At 64.7% G+C, this 17,970-nt stretch carries 21 protein-coding genes; 1 reads left to right on the forward strand and 20 read right to left on the reverse strand.

Going from position 1 to position 17,970, the window contains the following annotated elements; all coding sequences use genetic code 11:
- Positions 1 to 80: 80 nt before the first annotated feature.
- The 4 genes from folA to AACQ95_RS11090 all read right to left on the reverse strand — a co-directional run bounded on the left by folA (position 81) and on the right by AACQ95_RS11090 (position 2,546).
- Positions 81 to 575, reverse strand: coding sequence for a type 3 dihydrofolate reductase (folA, locus tag AACQ95_RS11075; protein ID WP_043556198.1), 495 nt, complete (start codon positions 573 to 575; stop codon positions 81 to 83).
- A 24-nt stretch (positions 576 to 599) separates the two neighbouring features.
- Entirely contained in the window at positions 600 to 1,067 is a 468-nt protein-coding gene (locus AACQ95_RS11080) for a threonine/serine exporter family protein (RefSeq protein ID WP_042866694.1), read from the reverse strand.
- Between the two features lie 106 nt (positions 1,068 to 1,173).
- On the reverse strand, positions 1,174 to 1,971 hold the full coding sequence (locus tag AACQ95_RS11085) for a threonine/serine exporter family protein (protein ID WP_052159096.1): 798 nt from the start codon (positions 1,969 to 1,971) through the stop codon (positions 1,174 to 1,176).
- A 233-nt stretch (positions 1,972 to 2,204) separates the two neighbouring features.
- Positions 2,205 to 2,546, reverse strand: coding sequence for a DUF3135 domain-containing protein (locus AACQ95_RS11090; protein ID WP_043140058.1), 342 nt, complete (start codon positions 2,544 to 2,546; stop codon positions 2,205 to 2,207).
- A 410-nt stretch (positions 2,547 to 2,956) separates the two neighbouring features.
- Here AACQ95_RS11090 and mog point away from each other — a divergent pair, with 410 nt between their 5' ends.
- Positions 2,957 to 3,487: a molybdopterin adenylyltransferase gene (mog, locus tag AACQ95_RS11095; protein ID WP_241278598.1), complete on the forward strand. Its 531-nt coding sequence runs from the start codon at positions 2,957 to 2,959 to the stop codon at positions 3,485 to 3,487.
- Between the two features lie 47 nt (positions 3,488 to 3,534).
- Here mog and AACQ95_RS11100 read toward each other — a convergent pair whose 3' ends face one another.
- The 16 genes from AACQ95_RS11100 to AACQ95_RS11180 all read right to left on the reverse strand — a co-directional run bounded on the left by AACQ95_RS11100 (position 3,535) and on the right by AACQ95_RS11180 (position 17,960).
- The gene (locus AACQ95_RS11100) at positions 3,535 to 3,849 is read right to left on the reverse strand and encodes a DUF2541 family protein (RefSeq protein WP_339357894.1); all 315 of its coding nucleotides are present in this window, start codon (positions 3,847 to 3,849) and stop codon (positions 3,535 to 3,537) included.
- Positions 3,850 to 4,041: 192 nt separating this feature from the next.
- Positions 4,042 to 5,268, reverse strand: coding sequence for a beta-ketoacyl-ACP synthase (locus AACQ95_RS11105; protein ID WP_241278600.1), 1,227 nt, complete (start codon positions 5,266 to 5,268; stop codon positions 4,042 to 4,044).
- A 91-nt stretch (positions 5,269 to 5,359) separates the two neighbouring features.
- Entirely contained in the window at positions 5,360 to 6,085 is a 726-nt protein-coding gene (locus tag AACQ95_RS11110; protein WP_043140049.1) for a 3-ketoacyl-ACP reductase FabG2, read from the reverse strand.
- On the reverse strand, positions 6,082 to 6,555 hold the full coding sequence (locus tag AACQ95_RS11115) for an ApeP family dehydratase (RefSeq protein ID WP_043140047.1): 474 nt from the start codon (positions 6,553 to 6,555) through the stop codon (positions 6,082 to 6,084). The genes AACQ95_RS11110 and AACQ95_RS11115 overlap by 4 nt, the downstream gene beginning before the upstream one ends.
- Entirely contained in the window at positions 6,552 to 7,733 is a 1,182-nt protein-coding gene (locus AACQ95_RS11120; RefSeq protein WP_241278601.1) for a beta-ketoacyl-[acyl-carrier-protein] synthase family protein, read from the reverse strand. The genes AACQ95_RS11115 and AACQ95_RS11120 overlap by 4 nt, the downstream gene beginning before the upstream one ends.
- A complete protein-coding gene (locus AACQ95_RS11125; protein ID WP_241278602.1) occupies positions 7,730 to 8,287 on the reverse strand; it encodes a DUF3261 domain-containing protein in 558 nt (185 codons plus the stop codon). Before AACQ95_RS11125 ends, AACQ95_RS11120 begins: the two co-directional genes overlap by 4 nt.
- Positions 8,284 to 10,644, reverse strand: a complete 2,361-nt coding sequence (locus AACQ95_RS11130) for an MMPL family transporter (protein ID WP_241278603.1) — start codon at positions 10,642 to 10,644, stop codon at positions 8,284 to 8,286. The genes AACQ95_RS11125 and AACQ95_RS11130 overlap by 4 nt, the downstream gene beginning before the upstream one ends.
- 50 nt (positions 10,645 to 10,694) lie before the next feature.
- Positions 10,695 to 11,309, reverse strand: a complete 615-nt coding sequence (locus AACQ95_RS11135; RefSeq protein WP_241278604.1) for an outer membrane lipoprotein carrier protein LolA — start codon at positions 11,307 to 11,309, stop codon at positions 10,695 to 10,697.
- Complete coding sequence (locus tag AACQ95_RS11140; protein ID WP_241278605.1) at positions 11,306 to 11,731, reverse strand: acyl-CoA thioesterase; 426 nt, start codon at positions 11,729 to 11,731, stop codon at positions 11,306 to 11,308. The genes AACQ95_RS11135 and AACQ95_RS11140 overlap by 4 nt, the downstream gene beginning before the upstream one ends.
- A 141-nt stretch (positions 11,732 to 11,872) precedes the next feature.
- Complete coding sequence (locus tag AACQ95_RS11150; RefSeq protein ID WP_241278606.1) at positions 11,873 to 13,435, reverse strand: HAL/PAL/TAL family ammonia-lyase; 1,563 nt, start codon at positions 13,433 to 13,435, stop codon at positions 11,873 to 11,875.
- On the reverse strand, positions 13,422 to 15,125 hold the full coding sequence (locus AACQ95_RS11155) for a glycosyltransferase family 2 protein (protein ID WP_241278607.1): 1,704 nt from the start codon (positions 15,123 to 15,125) through the stop codon (positions 13,422 to 13,424). The genes AACQ95_RS11150 and AACQ95_RS11155 overlap by 14 nt, the downstream gene beginning before the upstream one ends.
- The gene (locus AACQ95_RS11160; protein WP_241278608.1) at positions 15,122 to 15,493 is read right to left on the reverse strand and encodes an ApeI family dehydratase; all 372 of its coding nucleotides are present in this window, start codon (positions 15,491 to 15,493) and stop codon (positions 15,122 to 15,124) included. The genes AACQ95_RS11155 and AACQ95_RS11160 overlap by 4 nt, the downstream gene beginning before the upstream one ends.
- Positions 15,477 to 16,838: an AMP-binding protein gene (locus AACQ95_RS11165; RefSeq protein ID WP_241278609.1), complete on the reverse strand. Its 1,362-nt coding sequence runs from the start codon at positions 16,836 to 16,838 to the stop codon at positions 15,477 to 15,479. The genes AACQ95_RS11160 and AACQ95_RS11165 overlap by 17 nt, the downstream gene beginning before the upstream one ends.
- A complete protein-coding gene (locus AACQ95_RS11170; RefSeq protein ID WP_241278610.1) occupies positions 16,835 to 17,422 on the reverse strand; it encodes a hypothetical protein in 588 nt (195 codons plus the stop codon). The genes AACQ95_RS11165 and AACQ95_RS11170 overlap by 4 nt, the downstream gene beginning before the upstream one ends.
- A 19-nt stretch (positions 17,423 to 17,441) precedes the next feature.
- The gene (locus tag AACQ95_RS11175) at positions 17,442 to 17,690 is read right to left on the reverse strand and encodes an acyl carrier protein (RefSeq protein ID WP_043138192.1); all 249 of its coding nucleotides are present in this window, start codon (positions 17,688 to 17,690) and stop codon (positions 17,442 to 17,444) included.
- A 3-nt stretch (positions 17,691 to 17,693) separates the two neighbouring features.
- The gene (locus tag AACQ95_RS11180; protein WP_005317803.1) at positions 17,694 to 17,960 is read right to left on the reverse strand and encodes a phosphopantetheine-binding protein; all 267 of its coding nucleotides are present in this window, start codon (positions 17,958 to 17,960) and stop codon (positions 17,694 to 17,696) included.
- Between the last annotated feature and the right edge of the window lie 10 nt (positions 17,961 to 17,970).

Raw genomic sequence — 17,970 nt, forward strand, 5'->3', positions numbered from 1 at the left:
CCGGACCTGCCCTTTGTTGCAAGAAAAAAGCCCCTGTGCAGCACGAGGGGCTTTCAGCTTCAACGGTTATTCAATGCGCTTCAACGCCGCTGCCAGGTTTCGAAGCAGTAGGGATGGGGGTTCTTCTCGTCGGGCTCATGGGGTTCGCGCTCAACGCAATGCCACTCGTCCTCCTCGAAGGCGGGGAAACGGGTATCCCCTGCCACCGCCAGATCGATTCGGGTCAGATAGAGGCTGTCGGCCCGTGGCAGCAGTTGGCCATAGAGATGACCGCCACCTATCACCATCAGCTCGTCTACCGCCTGACCGTCGGCCAGCAGCGCCAGCGCAGCCTCAACCGAATCGACCACCTCCACCCCGTCGGCCTGGTAATCTGGGTTGCGGCTGATCACCAGATTGCGCCGCCCAGGCAGCGGCCGACCTATGGATTCGAAGGTCTTGCGCCCCATCAACACCGGCTTGCCCAGGGTCACCCGCTTGAAGTGGGCCAGATCCGCCGGCAGGTGCCAGGGCATCTGGTTATCCAGGCCTATCACGCGATCGTGCGCCATGGCGGCAATCATGGAAATCTTCATGGGGTCAGCCTCTCACACCGTCTGTCAAATAATGGGCCGGTTACGGTACACGACCAGGGAGGGGATCGCCAAACCGAAACTGAGGGCCCCCACGATGAAGAGTGCCTTGAGGCCGTTCTCCACCGCACTCTGGATAAGATCCATGGTCACCCCGGAGATGTTGAGCTCCACCACGGCGATCATCGCCTTGAACGCATAGCTGCCCGGGATCATGGGGATGATGGAGGCGACGCTGAACACGGGACGCGGCGCCAGCAATCGGCGCGACCAGTAGACGCAGACAAAGCCGACCGTGGTCGCCGCCGCCAGGGTAGCCCACTCGATGGGCATGCCGTAATGAATGAGCAGGGTTCGCAGGCTGTGAGCCAGGGCACCGCCCATGGCGCAGTACTTCAACATGCGCGGCGGCACGTTGAACAGCATGGCAAACCCTACCGCCGGAATGGAGGACCAGAAGGCATCCTTGGCCAGCAACCAGACAAGATCCATCATACCTTCCACCCCCAGATACCGGTCACCGACATGGCGAGAATAATGCCGGTATTGATCCGTGCACTGATGGCCAGATCCTCTTGGGTCAATGCAGAGTCAACAACCATCATACTTTCCACCCCCAGATACCGGTCACCGACATGGCGAGAATAATCCCTATCGCCGCGCTGATGGTCAGCAGAGTTGCGGTGCCCCAGCGAGCCAGCCCCATGTTGAAGTAACCCTTCACCATGTCGGAGACCGCATTGATGAGCGGGAAGCCCGGCACCAGCAAGAGCACGCTGGCGGCCATGGCGAGATAGGGTTGGGCGCCCCAGTTGAAGAAGGTGGCACTGGAGGAGAGCAGAGTGGCGATGAAGCCGGTCGCGGCAAAGTTGATGAGCGGGCTGTGGTGATGGCGGGCGATCAGCTGGCGCACTCGCATCGCCACGGCAGAAGAGAGGCAGGTCACCAGGAAGATGGGCCAGTCGCCGCCAAACAGCAGGCTGAAGGCGCCGCAGGAGAGCCCCACCATGGGCACCACCAACCAGGGGTGGTAATGAAACGGCACTATGCCGTCGAGCCGCTGACGCACCTCGCGCGCACCGATCAGCTCCTTCTCCGCCATGATGCAGATACGCTGGATCTCGCACACCACCTGCATGTTGATGCCGTGTTCCCGCACCCGGCGGGTGGTGGTGACACAACTGCCCTGATAGAGGCTGGTGAGCACTATGGCGCTGGAGGAGATGGCCATCTCGACGCTCTCCAGCCCCAGCGCCATGCCGAGCCGGACCGTGGTCTGCTCTATGATGCGACTCTCGGCCCCGAACTGGGCCAGCATCTGGCCCACCTTGACGATGATACGGGTGATCTCTGTCTGCTGCTCCCGCGACAGCACCCGTCTTGGTGTGATACTTCTCATAATCCCTTCGAGTCGTAGCAAAATTAAAGTATCGCCATATTAGCCTAACTGTCGGCGCCATACATCCACACCGATCACGGCAATAATCAATTTTTAATAAAACAGCGAACGCCACGAAAATACATCAAATAGATTACAAATCACCCCAGATAAATTAACGTCGGCAAGCGGACCTCACCCGATGACAAATATATAATGCGGGATATTATTCAGCCATTCCATCAAGAGGATATTTATTTCTTCTTGCGATAATAATCGAAGAAAGAAACCACATTATTTTCTCTGTAGACGGGGGCCTGGTCGGCATAGAGATTGGCATTGAGCTGGATCATCTCGCTGCGCATGGAATAAAAGGAGTCGTGCATCATGGCCGCAATACGAATACAGCTATCCATGTTGTTCTTGGCCAATTGACGCTGACAGTCGATACGAAACTGCAGGCCGCGCAATCGCTGCTGCTGCTCCGGACTGACCCGGTCGATCAACCCCTCTATCTGCTGGCGCAGCAACTCGTCGAGCCGCTCCGGCTCCGCCACCGCCAGTCGCCTCAAGGTATCAAAATCAGGCAACTCCATATGCCCTCCCGCGGCCAGCCGCTGCATAGTGATACTCAAACAACAACGATCAGCACAAGATTCAACCAACCGTATAATGAGTTATATAAGACGATTGCCCTCCAGGTTCAATCCATACCACGGCCTTTCGAGGCTGACTGCGCCAAAAAATGACCGCCGTTCGGGGACCTATTTTCTTATTCGTTATGGATCAACCAATTAATCACCAATATGGCGACTGCATTCGTTTATACATTTTTAGGACGGCAATGCCGGAGCCTTATGTCTTATTGAAAGGGCATCGGCAAGATTGTTTTTCATTCGACACTCAATCTTGTGCTCCAGCCTCGCCAACCCCTGACCTCGTTTAACATATCCCACTGATTATGTTATTTTATTTTCCACTTATTCCAGGCAACCAAGAGCAGACCATGAGCAAGGCAAGAATCGGCATCGTCACCGTCAGCGATCGCGCCAGTGCAGGCATCTACGAAGACCTCTCCGGCAAGGCCATCATAGACACGCTGAACACATATTTGACCTCAGAGTGGGAACCCATCTATCAGGTGATCCCGGATGAACAGGATCAGATCGAGGCGACCCTGATCCGGCTGGCGGACCAGGAGCAGTGCAGCCTCATCGTCACCACGGGCGGCACAGGCCCGGCCAAGCGGGATGTGACCCCAGAGGCCACGGAAGCGGTGTGCGATCGCATGATGCCGGGCTTTGGCGAGCTGATGCGGGCCGAATCTCTCAAGTTCGTGCCGACCGCCATTTTGTCGCGCCAGACCGCAGGCCTGCGCGGCAGCTCCCTCATCGTCAACCTGCCGGGCAAGCCCAAGTCCATCCGCGAGTGCCTGGATGCCGTCTTCCCTGCCATCCCCTACTGCATCGATCTGATGGAAGGGCCCTATCTCGAATGCGATGAAGCCGTCATCAAGCCGTTTCGCCCCAAGAAATAGGCCCTGAGTGGGCGGGGGGCTCCCCGTCCATCTCTTATTTGCGGTATTTATTTGCGGCCGTATACCTTGACCCCTGCCTTGCTCCCCTCCGAATTGCCATAGACCTCGATCCGCTTGATGCAGAGCCGGCTGCCGAGGGATTTCCAGCCGGACTCCTGATCCTCTTTCAGATCCTTGTCGAAATTGAGGGTCTTGCTGCGATCATTGCCGTAAAACACCTTGACCCTGTCCAGGGTCAATTCCCGTCCCGCCTTGAGCATGATGGACTTGGCCGGTCGGCAGACGATGATGGGAATAACGGCGGCATGATCGCCGACACCGAGCAGCATTGTGCTGCCCAGTCGAAATTCATCATCGGCCATGGCAGGTGCGGGCAGCGCCAATAAAAGGGTGGACAGCAAGAGCGCATTGAAGCCGCAGCGCAGCTTGGGTCGAGCAGAAAAAACAGCAGATGGAGCAGACATTATGCCTCCCGAAAAATGGGAGGCATATTAATTCATCAAGGCTAAACCCAGGCTGTACCGGCGCCCTGCCCGCAGGCAAGGCGCACGGCCTCAGGGCCAGCGCTTGAAGATGAGGGAGGTGTTGATGCCGCCGAAGGCGAAGTTGTTGGACATCAGGTACTCCACCGTCAGCGCGCGACCATTGCCCACCACATGATCCAGCGGGGCGCAGGCCGGATCCGGCTCGGTCAGGTTGATGGTGGGGGCAAACCAGCCCTCCTGCATCATCTCCAGCGACAACCAGGCCTCGATGGCACCGCAGGCGCCCAGGGTATGGCCGAAGAAGCTCTTGAGCGACGATATGGGGGTCTTGTCGCCAAAGATGGCGGCGGTGGCGTGGCTCTCGGCTATGTCGCCGCGCTCGGTGGCCGTGCCGTGGGCGCTGATGTAGCCGATGTCGGCGGCCTCGAGCCCGGCCTGGGCCAGCGCCATCTCCATGCACAGCTGCATGGTCTCCTGCTGGGGCTGGGTCACATGGGCGGCATCGCAGTTGGTGGCAAACCCCACCAGCTCGGCGATGATGGTGGCCCCGCGCGCCTGCGCATGTTCCAGCTCCTCCAGCACCAGGGTGCCCGCCCCCTCGCCAATCACCAGCCCGTCCCGCTGCCGATCGAACGGCCGCGGCGCCAGCTCTGGGTTGTCGTTCATCTGGCTGGTGGCAAACAGGGTATCGAACACCACGGCCTCAGACGGGCAGAGCTCCTCAGCCCCGCCGGCCACCATCAGGGTCTGATAGCCGTGCTTGATGGACTCGTAGGCGTAGCCAATCCCCTGGCTGCCGGAGGTGCAGGCGCTGGAGGTGGGGATCACCCGCCCGCGCAGGCCGAAGAAGAGGCCGGTGTTGACCGCCGCCGTGTGCGGCATCATCTGCACATAGGTGGTGGCCGTGATGCTGGCGGTACTCTTGTCGTTGAGCATGACCCCGAAGGCGCGGATGGGATCCGTGCTGCCGGTGGAGGAGCCATAGGCGATGCCGGTGCGACCGTCGGTCAGCACCGGGTGGTCGATAAGCCCAGCCCGCGCCAGCGCCAACTCGCTGGCCACGGTCGCCAACTGGGAGACCCGCCCCATGGCCCGCGTCTTCTTGCGCGGATAGCGGGCGGGCAGCACAAAATCGGCAATGGGCGCCGCCAACCGGGTATTGAGTCCCTCGTAGATGGCCCACTCAGGCATGGTCACTACCGCATTGCGCCCCGCCTGCAACTTTGCCCGCACGCTCGGCCAGTCCTGACCGAACGCCGTCACCCCGGCCATGCCGGTTACTACTACCCGCTTCATACCATACCGCCATTCACAGAGATAAGCTGGCGTGCCACAGAGACAGCGCCATGTTGAACCGACATCAGGCAAGAGACCCATCGCATTCGCGTCATACCATGCCCCCGTTGATGGAGATGACCTGGCGCGTGACATAGCCGGCGATGTCCGACATCAGGTAGGAGACCAGGCCGGCCACCTCGTCGGCCTGTCCCATGCGCTTGAGCGGGATCAGCTTCATCGCCTCCGCCTGCACCTCTTCATCCACCATGCCGGTGTCGATGAGGCCGGGCGCCACGCAGTTCACCGTGATCTTGCGCTTGGCCAGCTCCAGCGCCAGCGCCTTGGTGGCCCCCATGATGCCCGCCTTGGCGGCGCTGTAGTTGACCTGACCACGGTTGCCCATCAGGCCGGAAACCGAGGAGATGGTCACTATGCGGCCGCCCCGGCGCAGGCCTATCATCGGCATGATGCAGGGCTTGAGCAGGTTGTAGAAGCCGTCCAGATTGGTGTGCAGCACCCCGTCCCAATCCTCGTCGGTGAGCGCGGGGAAGGCGCCGTCACGTATGATGCCGGCGTTGCAGACCACACCGTAATAGGCGCCGTGTTCGGCCATGTCGGCTTCCAGCCGCTCGCGGCAGCCTTGGCGATCGGCGATGTCGAACTGGATCAGGCGCCCCTGTCCCCCGGCGGCTTGCAGGCTCGCCAGGGTAGCCTCGCCACCGGCGCGGTCGCCGTGGTAGTGCACCACGACGAGAAAACCGTCGGCGGCCAGCTTGAGGGCGATGGCGCGGCCTATCCCCTTGCTGGCGCCCGTGACCAATACGCTAGAGATCATGAAACGTCCTTAGCTAACAAATCGGATAATTCGCCGGGTGCGGGCTGATAGGTCGAGAGGCGCGCGGTGGCGCACTCCTGCCCATCTTGCAGGATCCGGCAATCGAAACTGGCCATGCCGCCGTCTTGCAACAGGCAGCTGGCCTCAATGGTGAGCAGGGCCCCCGCCGCAAAGCGGGTGGGCTGGCAGCGGTATTTGCGGGTGCCGAGCAGCATGCCGATGCGCACCGGCTCGCCGCGCAATCGCCCCTGCATGCCGGCCCAGGCGGCTATGGTCTGGGCCATCAGCTCTATGCCGACCCAGGCGGGCAACGAGCCCTCGCCATCGAGCAGCAAGGCATGCCGGGCGCCGACCCGGGTCTCGCAGCACACCCGGCTCGCATCCACGGCGCAGAGCCTGTCCAGCAGCAGCATGGGGGCCTGATGGGGCAAGAGAGTGTCGATGGCGGGCAGCGGTACGAGCTCATTCATGAGGGTGATAGTCCAAACAGCAGGCTGACATTGTTGCCACCGAAGGCAAAGGAGTTGGAGAGGACCCGGGGCGCCGCAAGCCGAGTGGCGCCACTCACCAGCCGGATGGGGGCCAGCGCCGGATCAGCCGTCGTCACCCGCTGGGGCGGCAACGGCAGGGCCCGCTCCAGCAGCAGGCAGGCGAGCGCGGCCTCGATGGCACCAGCGGCGCCCAGGGTATGGCCGGTGAGCGGCTTGGTGGAACTGCAGGGCACCTTGTCGCCGAACAGGCGATGCACGGCCTGGCTCTCCATGGCGTCATTGAGGCGGGTGGCGGTGCCGTGCAGGTTGATGTAACCCACCTGTTCCGGCGTCACGCCCGCCCGGGCCAGCGCCATCTGCATGGCCGCCTCGGCACCCACGCCCTCCGGATGAGGAGCCGAGATATGCCAGGCATCGGACGACTCGCCCGCCCCCAGCAGCGCCAGCGGCGCAGGCGTGCGGCTCAGCAGAAACAGCGCGGCCCCCTCGCCTATGTTGATCCCCTGCCGGCCGTTGTCGAAGGGCTGGCAGAGGGTGCCGCTCAGGGACTCCAGGCTGTCAAAACCGTTGAGGGTCAGCCCGCACAGGCTGTCGGCACCGCCAACCAGTACGGCGTCCACCAGTCCGGCCGCCAGCATCCGCTGACCGCTGATGAAGGCGCGGGCGCTGGAGGAGCAGGCGGTGGAGATGGTCCAGGCCGGCCCGGTCAGGCCGAGGTGGCGAACCAGAAATTCGGACGGCGAGCCCAGCTCCTGCTGGCGATAGTCAAAGGCCGGGGGAATCGCCTCCCCCCGCCGGGCGGCGGCGATCGCCAGCTCGGCCTCGCCGATCCCGGCTGTGCTGGTGCCGAGCACCAGGCCTACCCGCGCGGGGCCAAACTCCGTCAGCACCTTGTCCAGTGCTGGGCGGATCTGGGCCAGCGCCGCCAGCAGCAGGCGGTTGTTGCGCGAGGCATAAGGGGCCAGCGCCGCCGGTATCTCGGGCAGCGCGCCCTCGACCCGCCCCACCGGAGTCAGCCGACCATCCAGCAAGGTCTGGTTGTGGCGCGTGAGCGGCGTAATCCCCTCTGCCTGCCAGGCCAGCAGGGCCCCGGCGCTGGCATCCCTGCCCTCCCCCAATGCCGAAATGAGGCCGTAGGCCGCGATATAACAACTCATTGGCTCAGAGTCTCCAGCTGCAGACGGTAGTGAAACACATGCTGTTGCAGGCTGACCGGCTCCCGCACGCCGCCCTTGTCCTGGTACCCGATCTCGGTGACCAGGGCGCCATCGGGGGCACGCAGCCGGCGCGTCAGCCCTTCGTCCCGCAACGTCCAGCCCGGCGGCAGCTGCGGCTGCCAGCTGGCCAGCGGCCAGTAGCAGAGCATGACGTCCGCCAGCACCTGGGTCACGGGCGGCATGCCGGTAGCGAGCAGCGGGCTCAGCTGCTGGGTCGCTATGCCCTGCTGATCGTAACGCACCCGAAACAGCCGCACCCCGCTCGGGGTCAGGCCGACCAGGGTCAACTGACTGCCATCGGCCTCCAGCACAGTCATCAGCTGATGGGAACTCTCACCCACAGTGGCCGTCAGCAACTGCTGGCGATAGAAGGGGGTGGCAAGCACGGGAACCGGCAGCGTCATGACGCTGCTCTTGTCGAGATAGGCGGTGGGGGCCGGCTGGCTGCTGCAGCCACCCAGCAGGAGGATGAATAATGCGAACACTGATCTCATGGTTGCTCCGGCTCCCGGTCATCCCGCACTGGCGGGCTGAATACCGGCTTGTCCAATCCCTGTTTATCCAGCACCAGAGGTGACAACAGGAAGGCAGTAAAGATACCGCCACTCAGCACCAGACCGAAGCCCGCGATGGCAGAGGTGTGGCTCAGCGCCAATAAACCGAATGACAACTGGGTGGTCAGGTTGGCCAGCAGGATGGCGAACTGAGTCGAGCGTTGACGCAGGAGATCCCGGCCGCAGTAGGCAAAGAAGAGGCTGTAGTCGATACCGATGCCGAAGATGAGGCTCATGGCCAGCACCCCGAACAGGGTGAGCGGCTGCCCGCAGGCGGCCAGCAGGGCCAGACCGGCCCCCAACGAAAAGCCGCTGACCAGCAGGATCCGCGCGCTCTTGCGCCAGCCGAACCGGACCCACAGCAGCACCCCCACCAGGGCGATCGCCAGCAGCAGCAGTTCGGTCAGCTTGATGCGGTAGTGAGCAAACAGCTGGCTCCACTGGTTGCGAGGATCCTGCCAGAAGACCCCCTCCTGCCCCTGTGCCAGTTCTGCCACGGCGGCAACATCCGTCACCCCGTTGACCGGCAGCCAGAGCGCGACCCGGCCATCTGGCAGCTGATGCCAGAGCAGTCGACTGCCCTCGCTGACCGGGCTGGCCAGCCACTGCGCCGGCAGCAATGGCTGCCAGGGTCTGGGCTCGGCCTTGACCGGCACGCCAGCCTGATTGAGCCGCGCCACCACGTCGGGCAGCAGGCGAGTGAGGGCTGCATGATCCGCCCGCTGCCGTGCCAGAGACGGCAGCCATTGCGTCAGTGGCACAAAGTCCGTCAACTGACCCTGCGCCTTGGCCTGCGCCAGCTTGTGACCAAGGGCCTCGAGGCGCTGCAATGCCGTCTCGCCATCTGCCGCCGTCACCAGGAAGCCCGTCATGCCGCCCTGCTGGCCGGTGAGGCGCTGGATCTGCCGCTCCTGCGCCTGCAGCTCGGTGGGCAGGGGTTGCAGGTGAGCTATGTCGTCATCCACCTCCAGCCGGCTCAATCCCGCCACTATCAGCGCCAGGCAGAGCAGCGGCACGCCCCAGCGCAAGACACGCCGTTCCCGCCACCACCTGAGCCAGAGCGCCATCGGCACCAGGATGCGCGCCTCCCGCTGGGGCAAGGCACCGAGCCAGAGCGGGAACAGGCAGAGCACGGTAATAAACGAGGCCGTCAGACCCACCAGGGCGCACAGCGCCATCTGCTGCAGGCCGGGGAAGGGGGCAAGCCAGAGCAGGCCATAGCCGACCAGGGTGGCGAACAGCGCCATCGAGAGGCTTGGCAGCAAACGGGCGCGGGTCTGGTGAGGGCTCTCCTGCAACCCATGCAGGCGCCGCTCGGTCAGAAAGTGGATCCCGTAATCTATGATGCCGACCAGGCTGGAGCTGATCACCAGGGTGAACATGTGCACCTCGCCAAACCAGAGCAGCACGGCCAGCACCCCCCAGACGAGGCCGATGGCGATGGGCAGCAGGGAGATCCAGAGCGCCCGCAACGAGCGAAACGCCAGCCACATCAGCAGCAAGACCCCGACCGTGGAGCCCAGCCCTATGGTGGAGATGTCCTCCTGGGCCAGATCACTGGCATGCTGGCTGTAGAAGAGGGTGCCGCGGCGCAGCAGCTCCAGTCCCGGAAACTCGGCCTTGAGGCTCTGCTCCGCCTCGTTGAGCCGGTTCAGCAGCTCGGTATTGCGAGCGAGATCGAAAGCCGACAGATCCAGCTCGGCTCGCAGCAGAAACCACTGCCGCCCCGTCTCGTCCTGACTCATCAACCAGTCATGATCGAGGCGCAGTGTGCTCGTCATCTGACCCTGCACGCCGGCGCGGGTCAGCAGCAGGGGATCTGCCTGCCACTCGGCGCGGGAGACACCGCCGAAAGGGCTGTAGATCTGGCCGAGCACCCACTGGCTCCAGGCCTCGGTGCCGGCGGCCAACCTGGCCCGGCTGCCCTCGTCGAGACGCTGCCAGGCGTAGTCATGGATGAAGCCTTGCCAGGCGGGGGCCAGCTCCGGCTGGGCACCGCGCACAGCGCCGAGTTCGGGCAGGGCCTTCAGGGTCTTTGCCCACGCCTGCGCCGCGGGGCGACCATCCTGTCCCGCCGGCAGGCTCAGCATCCAGACCAGCTGCTTGTCGATCTGGCGCAGCAGGCCACCCCGCAGGGCCGGATCCAGCGTGGATCGCTCCTCGTGGGGCAGCAGATCCATCAGGCTGGTGTTGATGCGGCTCTGGGAGAGCTGCCAGCCAAGCAGCGCCACCGCAAGCAGGCTGAGCAGCAGCCAGAGGTATGAGAAGCGGCGCCAGGCGGTTTCAGATTGCAGCAAAGTCGGTTCTCCCGGCCAGACCACGGGCAGTAGCAGGGCGCGATACGGGTCTAGTGGGCAGCAAAGCGGGCCTGCTCCTCAGGGGTCAGTGGCAGGCTTCGCTCCTGCCAGGCGCTGAAACGGATGCGGGTGCTGTCACCCTGCTTGTCGGCGATGATGAGCTGATCCAGCTGCCCTTGCCCGCTCAGGGTGAGGCTGGCGAACACCTTGTCCAGCGGCGTCAGGGTTGGCACCAGCAGCAACTGCCAACCCGCCTCCGTGCTCTGAAAATCGATCTTGAAGTAGCGGCTCAGGGTCGCCTCGTCCGAGCCGAACAGCGCCAGCAGCATCTGGCTGAATTCGAGCAGTTGCGGACTGTCGATGACGGTGGCGGGCTGACCCGCCACCTGCTGCACCATGCGTTGCGGCGTCAGGGTCAGGGTCAGGGCAAAAGGCTTCTGCTGCTGCCACCAGAGACCCAGATCGCGCACCAGCAGCAGCTCGCCGGAGGCCCTGAGCGGCTGGCTAAGCCCCGCCACCTGTTTCTCCTGCTCGAAATGGGCCTGTCTGACCGGACTCAGGGTCAGCAACTGCTGCACCTGGTCACGGCTCAGGGGGGCCGCCTGCAGCGGCAACGCCAGCAGCAGGGCCAGTCCGACCATCAGCCGGTTCAGAAGACAGCTCATTGGCTCACCCCCAGCTTGTCCAGCAGCACCTGGGGCGAGGCCAGGCACATCTCGCCGCTCGCCTTGCTCACCGCCACCTGGATGCTGTAGCCCTTGCTGGTGCGGGCGCCGCTCGCGGCATCGCTCAGCAGGTAGTCGATCTTCAAGCGGTTCTGGTATTCGGTCAGGGTGGCGCGCACCCGCACCCGCTGGCCGAAGCGCAGCGGTGCCAGGTACTTCATCCGGGTGTCTATGATGGGCCAGAGGTAACCGGAGGCCTCCATCTGCGGGTAGTTGTAATCGATGAGGTCGAGCAGGGCGCAGCGGGCCAGCTCTATGTAGCGAAAGTAGTGGCCGTGCCAGGCGACCGCCATCATGTCCACGTCGTGGAAGGGAATGGTCACTTCCACTTCGGCACTGATCTGCCAGGGTTCTTGCTGCATGGTTTTTCTCACAAGTAGTGCCCCCGCCAGAGCGACACAACCACCATATCCACATCGTGGAAGGGGATGGTCACCTCGACTTCGGCACTGACTTGCCAGGGTTCATTCTGCATGGGTTGTCTCATCAATAGTGACCTTGTTTCAGTCCTGGCTGGGCCCATAAAGGGGGTAGTGACGCTGGCGGAGACGGGCGATCAGCGCCCTGAGCTCCTGCTCCAGCGCCCTGTCTTCCAGCAGAGGCGCAAACTCGGCCCGCACCTGCTGCACCATATGGGCCAGGGCCGGGCTGAGCGGCCGGGTGAAGAGCGTGGGCTGGGCCAGGCGCAGCTCGACCCCCTGTACCGCCGCCAGCAGACAGGCGGCCCCGACCTGTTCGGTCAGGGTCAGCACCCGCAGGGCATCGCGCGCCGCTATGGTGCCCATGCTCACTTTGTCCTGGTTGTGGCACTCGGTGGAGCGGGAGAAGACACTGGCGGGCATGGTCTGCTTGAGCGCCTCCGCGGTCCAGGCCGAGACGCCGATCTGCACCGCCTTGAAGCCGTGGTTGATCATCTGCCGCCCGGCTGGCGCTCCCGAGAGGTTGCTCGGCAGGCCGCCGTTGAACTTGGTGTCCACCAGCTGGGCCAGCTGGCGATCCAGCAGGTCGGCCAGATTGGCGATGGCCGTCTTCATGCTGTCCATCGCCATGGCGATATGGCCGCCGTAGAAGTGGCCACCGTGCATCACGTGCTCCCCCTCCCCGTCGATCAGCGGGTTGTCGTTGGCACTGTTGAGCTCGTTTTCGATGAGCTGGCGCCACCAGGGCAGGCTGTCGGCCACCACCCCTATGACGTGGGGCGCGCAGCGCAATGAGTATCTGTCCTGCAGCCGGTCGCTGTGGCGCGGCAGCTCGCCTGCCACCAGATCCGACCTCAGCCAGGCCGCTATGCCCTGCATGCCGGGGTGGGGCTTGGCGGCAAACAGCCGCTCGTCAAAGTGGAAGGCGTTGCCCCCCATGGCGACGCTCACCAGCGCCGTGATCCGGGTCGCCAGTTGCATCAGGTAGTCGGCGCGGACATAGGCGAGGCAGGCCAGCGCCGTCATCACGGAAGTGCCGTTCATCAGTGCCAGCCCCTCCTTGGGTCTCAGGGTCAATGGGGTGACCCCCAGCTCCCGGTAGACCTCGGCGGCGGGGCGCAGCGCGCCATCGTGATGGAGCTCGCGCTCCCCCACCAGCACGGCGGCGACGTAGGAGAGCGGCGTCAGATCGCCGCTGGCGCCGACGGAACCCTCTTCCGGTATACGCGGTATGAGATCCTGCTCCAGCAACCAGCAAAGCCGCTCAAGCAAACCCGGGCTGACCCCGGAGACCCCCTGCGCCAGGGAGCAGAGCCGGGTCGCCAGCACGGCGCGACCGGCATCGAGCTCAAGATCCGCCCCCAGCCCGCAGCCGTGGAAGCGGGTCAGGTGCAGCGGCAGCTCGGGCACCAGCTCGGCGGGCACCGGCCGGGTCACCGAATCCCCGTAGCCTGTGGTCACCCCATAGATGACCCCCTCCTCGGCCAGCAGCCGGTCGAGGAAATAGGCCCCCCGCTGGATGCGGGCCATGAAGGCGGGATCCCGGTTCAATGCCGGGCGGGCACGACGCTCTGCCAGCGCCACCACATCTTCGATGGTCAACGGCTCGGCGCCAAAGGTGACGCACTTCATCTCACTCTTGTTCATCGGTCAGCTGCCAGAAATCAAAAAAGTTGAACCAGTCCAGCGGGGCGCGCAGGCAGTGATGCTGCAGGCGATCGGCATAGGCCTGCACCCGGGACGCGAGTATCTGTTGTCGCCCCTGGCGCGGCAGACTGAGGCTGTCGGCAAAGGGCTCGAAATGCACCCGAAAGCGCCCCTGCTCCTTGAGGCCGAACATCAGGTAAACCGGGCAACCCAGCACGCTGGCCAGGGCAAAGGGACCGAGGGGAAAGGGGGCCGGCGCGCCGAGAAACTCGGCCCAGACCACCCGCTTCTCCCGGGTCACAGAGGTGCGATCGCCGACGATCACCACCCACTCCCCCTGATCCAGCTTCTCCTTGAGCAAGATGGCGGTATCAGCCCCCATCTCCTGCACCTGGATGAGGTTGAGCCGTGAATCCGGGTTGATCTGCTTGAGCAGGGCGTTGAAACGGGCCGCGTGACGGGTGAACACCAGCGCATTGATGCGCACCTCCCCCCGGCGACTGCCAAGGGCCCGGCACAGCTCGAGATCGCCGAGGTGAGAACCCAGCAGCAGCAAGCCCTTGCCACTGCTGATGGCTGCCTCGTAGTGCTCCCTTCCCACCAGCTCGACCTGATCCTCGGCTATGTCGCCGCGCCAGCCGGCCAGCTTGTCGAGCGCCGCCTCGCCAAAGCGCAGGAAGTGGCGAAAGCTCGATCTCGGCTCAGGGGGGAGCCGTATGCCCTGAGCGTGGGAAAAGGTCTCGATCCGGGCCAGATAGGCTTGGGATGCCTGACGCTGGGTGCGGCCGGTCAGCCAGAAGTAGCCGATGACGGGGTAGAGCAGCAGGGAGAAGCCCCGTCGCCCCAGCAGGCGGTAGCTGGCCAGCATGATCTGCATGCCGAGCAGGGAGCCGCGCTCAGGCGTGCGCGACCAGTGGGTACGGCGCTCGCGCCATAGCCGGGCCGCCCATGCGCCGAGGCGGCGGGGCCCGCTCGCCAGGCGCAACAGCAGATCCCACAACAGGCGGCACACCAACCGGGTGTGCATCCATGAAATATCGCGGTTGTCGCGCCAGAGCTGGAAATGGGAGCTGCCATCGGCGGGATAGATGACACGGGTCGGCACGAAACGCACCGCTACCCCGGCCCAGTGCAGGCGCACCATCACCTCGGTGTCAAAATCCATCCGCCTGCCGAGTGCCACCCGTTCGAGCAGCGCGCAGCTGGCCGCCAGCGGATAGACCCGAAAGCCGCACATGCTGTCCTTGATGGCAAACGACAACGTCTCGATCCAGACCCAGACATGGGTGATGTAGCGGCCATAGAGGCGCCCCTTGGGCACGGAATCGTCGTAGACAGGCCGCCCCGAGATAAGCGCCTCCGGGTGCTTGCCCGCCTCGGCCAGCAGGGCCGGAATGTCTGCCAGATCGTGCTGACCATCGGCATCCACCTGCAGGGCGTGGCTGAAACCTAGGCCATGGGCGTGGCGCAGCCCCGTCATCACGGCGCCGCCCTTGCCCTGGTTGTGCGAATGGCGCAGCAGGGTGACCCAGGGGTGGCGGGCGGCCAGCGCATCCAGCGCCGCGGCGGCGACGGGTTCGCTGCCATCGTCGATCAGCAGGCAGGGCAGCTCATATTCGGCCAGCCGATCCAGCACGGCGGCCAGCAGACCTGCGTGGTTGTAACAGGGGATCAGGATGCAGGGCGTCATGGGATGAAGCGCACCCGTCCGCTGCTCGCCGGCTCATCCCCCAGCGTATAGCTGAAAACGAGCTGATCCTTTTGTGGCTGCCACTGCAGGCTCAGGCTGCACTCGGCCCCCGGCCGCAGCGGGCGCTGAAACTTGAGCTGATCCAGCCCGTGAAACGGCAACTCCAGGTTGAGTCGGCTGGCGGCATAGTGCATGACCCAGTGGATCTGGGTGACCCCTGGCAGCAGGGGCGCCCCGGGAAAGTGGCCCGCAAACCAGGGCAGCTCCGGATCGAGCCGCAGGTGCAGGCGCACGCCATCGGCCAGCGTCTCGCAGCCCAGCACTGTCGGCAGCGAGTTCATCGGCGTCGTGTCAGCAGAGAGGCTCATCGAACAGCTCCTTGAGTTGTGGCCAGGGGCGCTTGCCCTGGGCGTTGACGGGCATGCGCTCGACCCGGCGCAGGCTGCGCGGCAGGGCGACCGGTTCGAGCCAGGGGCGCAGCTGCTGGCGCAGGGCCAGCAGGAAGCGGCCCTGACCCAGTTCGGCCCAGCGGGCGGCGCCCAATTCGCTCAGCACCAGCACGGCGCCGAGGATCTGACGCTGGCCCTGCTGCAGAGGCAGCACGGCGGCCTGCTCCACCTCAGGCAGGGCTTGCAGGCGCGCCTCCACCTCGTCGAGGGAGATGCGCTTCTCCTCCAGCTTGATCACCCTGTCCTGGCGTCCCAGCAGCTCGAACCCGGCCCCCGTCATCAGGATGCGATCCGCGCAGGCCAGCCAGTCGTCCTCTGCCAGAAAGGGGGAGCGCAGCAGCAGGCCCTGATCCGGGCCGACCCGCACCTCGACCCCGGGCAAGGGGGTCCAGGGGGTCTGCGCCTGCTGGCGCTGGCGCCAGCCGATGCCGCCAGTCTCGCTGCTGCCGAAGATCTCCACCGGCAGCTGGCCGAGCAGGGCCCGGGCCTGCTGGGCATCCTCGGGTTGCAGGGGCCCGCCGGAGGAGACGATGAGATGGCAGCCCGCGGCGGGAATGGCCGGGTCGAGCCGGCTCAGAAACGCGGGGGAAGCGATCAGGCACCAGGGAGCGGTTTGCACCGCCAGCTGCTCCGGATAGTCGATGCTGCGGCGATCGAACGGACGACCCAGGGCCAGCGGCAGCAGGATGCGAAACAGCAGGCCATAGATGTGCTGGTGACTGACGCTGGCCAGCACCCGGGTACCGGCCAGGGCCTGGCCCCAGAGCGCAATCTGCACCCGCAGCTCGGCCTCCAGCTGGGGCCAGGCTTTGGGGATCGCCTTGGGCTCGCCGGTGGAGCCCGAGCTGAACAGGGTCAGGTCAAGACGTTCGGGAAGCCGGCTGGCGTGCTCTGCATCCAGCTCGCCATGAGCGTCGGCCAGCGGCAGCCGCAGCTGGGGCACATCAAGCCCATCGGCTGGCAGCTCGCCATCTGTGAGCAGGCCGTCAAACTGATCCCGCAGCGCCAGCAGCCCGGCCAGCCGTTGATGGCCCGGCAGGATGGCCTGATGACCGGCGAGGGCGCAGGCCAGCAGCGCCTGGGCAAACAGCAGGCTGTCATCGAAACAGAGTGCCCAGCGCGCGCGCGGCTGCCCGGGGCGGGCCATGGCCCTGGCCAGTTGCAGGCTGCCAAGGCGCAGCTCGGCCAGGGTCACCTCGCCGCCTTGGCCGAACGCCACCAGCTGGTCGTCGTCCCGCTGCCAGAGCGTCTGCAGCAAGGTCATGGGGCCAGCCTCTTCATCAGTCGCCGGCGTACCAGATACTCCCCCGCCATCAAAGCGCCCATCAACCCGTAGCTGATGAGGCCGTTGTAGAGGCTCCAGAGCGCCAGATCGCCGTACCAGATGGTGAAGGCCGCCAGGGCGCCGTTGACCACGAAGAAACCGCACCAGATCTGGGTCACCCGCCGGGTGTAGCCGATGGCGACATCCGGCAGGCGGGGATCCTGCAAGCGGGCCAGTCGCTCCACCAGGCTCATGGGACGGGTCAGGCTCCAGCCAAACAGGCAGAGCAGCGCCAGGCTCACCGCCAGCGGGTAGTAGAGCAGCCAGTGACGGGCGTTGAACAGGGCCGACAGCAGGGTCAGCCCCAGCCCGATGCAGGCCAGCAGGCGGCCCAGCCAGAGCCACTCGGGCAAGGGGCCGAGACGGGCCCTGCCCTTGAGCAGACCCGGCAGCAGCCGCAGCGAGAAGATGACCAGCAGGCCAAGCAGCAGCGGGGTCTGACCGGCACAGGTCAGCCCCCAGTAAACCGCCAGCGGGTAGAGCAGCAGGGCGCCACCGGCCAGCCAGGAGAGCCAGCGCGTCATGGGCGGGAGCACACCGGCATCAGGCGCCGGCGAGCAGACGCTCGACCGCATCCACCACGTCATTGACGCTGCGCACCGACTTGAACTCCTCCGGCTTGATCTTCTTGCCAGTCAGCTTCTGCAGGTGCACCACCAGATCGATGGCGTCTATGCTGTCGAGCTCGAGATCCTGATAGAGGCGAGCCTCGGGGGTAATGGCCTCTTCATCCACCTCGAACAACTCGACGAGGGCGGCCTTTATCTGGGCAAAGATGTCGTCACGGGTCATGGCTCAGGCCTCCCCTTTCGACTGGGCCTGCACCAGGGCGACCAGGGCCGCGACTGAGGCGAAGTGACGACGGGTATTTTCATCCTCGGCGGAGAGCACTATGCCGTAGCGGCCCTTGATGGCAAGGCCCAGCTCCAGCGCATCGATGGAGTCCAGTCCCAGGCCATCCCCGAACAGCGGCGCCTGGCTGTCTATATCCTCAGGGGTCAGCCCCTCGAGGTTGAGACTGTCGATGATGAGTTGTTTTATCTCTAGGTGCAGGTCTTGCATAACTGTTCCA

Source organism: Aeromonas sp. MR19, assembly GCF_963899305.1.
Taxonomy (GTDB): Bacteria; Pseudomonadota; Gammaproteobacteria; order Enterobacterales; family Aeromonadaceae; genus Aeromonas; species Aeromonas bestiarum.

Coding starts and splice junctions, on each gene's coding strand:
- AACQ95_RS11125 (WP_241278602.1), bottom strand. CDS start 8,287: ATGAGATCAGTGTTCGCATTATTCATCCTCCTGCTGGGTGGCTGCAGC.
- AACQ95_RS11120 (WP_241278601.1), bottom strand. CDS start 7,733: ATGAGTTGTTATATCGCGGCCTACGGCCTCATTTCGGCATTGGGGGAG.
- AACQ95_RS11175 (WP_043138192.1), bottom strand. CDS start 17,690: ATGACCCGTGACGACATCTTTGCCCAGATAAAGGCCGCCCTCGTCGAG.
- AACQ95_RS11100 (WP_339357894.1), bottom strand. CDS start 3,849: ATGGCCGATGATGAATTTCGACTGGGCAGCACAATGCTGCTCGGTGTC.
- AACQ95_RS11140 (WP_241278605.1), bottom strand. CDS start 11,731: ATGCAGCAAGAACCCTGGCAGATCAGTGCCGAAGTGGAAGTGACCATT.
- folA (WP_043556198.1), bottom strand. CDS start 575: ATGAAGATTTCCATGATTGCCGCCATGGCGCACGATCGCGTGATAGGC.
- AACQ95_RS11085 (WP_052159096.1), bottom strand. CDS start 1,971: ATGAGAAGTATCACACCAAGACGGGTGCTGTCGCGGGAGCAGCAGACA.
- AACQ95_RS11160 (WP_241278608.1), bottom strand. CDS start 15,493: ATGAGCCTCTCTGCTGACACGACGCCGATGAACTCGCTGCCGACAGTG.
- AACQ95_RS11105 (WP_241278600.1), bottom strand. CDS start 5,268: ATGAAGCGGGTAGTAGTAACCGGCATGGCCGGGGTGACGGCGTTCGGT.
- AACQ95_RS11090 (WP_043140058.1), bottom strand. CDS start 2,546: ATGGAGTTGCCTGATTTTGATACCTTGAGGCGACTGGCGGTGGCGGAG.
- AACQ95_RS11170 (WP_241278610.1), bottom strand. CDS start 17,422: ATGACGCGCTGGCTCTCCTGGCTGGCCGGTGGCGCCCTGCTGCTCTAC.
- AACQ95_RS11180 (WP_005317803.1), bottom strand. CDS start 17,960: ATGCAAGACCTGCACCTAGAGATAAAACAACTCATCATCGACAGTCTC.
- AACQ95_RS11135 (WP_241278604.1), bottom strand. CDS start 11,309: ATGAGCTGTCTTCTGAACCGGCTGATGGTCGGACTGGCCCTGCTGCTG.
- AACQ95_RS11155 (WP_241278607.1), bottom strand. CDS start 15,125: ATGACGCCCTGCATCCTGATCCCCTGTTACAACCACGCAGGTCTGCTG.
- mog (WP_241278598.1), top strand. CDS start 2,957: ATGAGCAAGGCAAGAATCGGCATCGTCACCGTCAGCGATCGCGCCAGT.
- AACQ95_RS11150 (WP_241278606.1), bottom strand. CDS start 13,435: ATGAACAAGAGTGAGATGAAGTGCGTCACCTTTGGCGCCGAGCCGTTG.
- AACQ95_RS11115 (WP_043140047.1), bottom strand. CDS start 6,555: ATGAATGAGCTCGTACCGCTGCCCGCCATCGACACTCTCTTGCCCCAT.
- AACQ95_RS11080 (WP_042866694.1), bottom strand. CDS start 1,067: ATGATGGATCTTGTCTGGTTGCTGGCCAAGGATGCCTTCTGGTCCTCC.
- AACQ95_RS11165 (WP_241278609.1), bottom strand. CDS start 16,838: ATGACCTTGCTGCAGACGCTCTGGCAGCGGGACGACGACCAGCTGGTG.
- AACQ95_RS11110 (WP_043140049.1), bottom strand. CDS start 6,085: ATGATCTCTAGCGTATTGGTCACGGGCGCCAGCAAGGGGATAGGCCGC.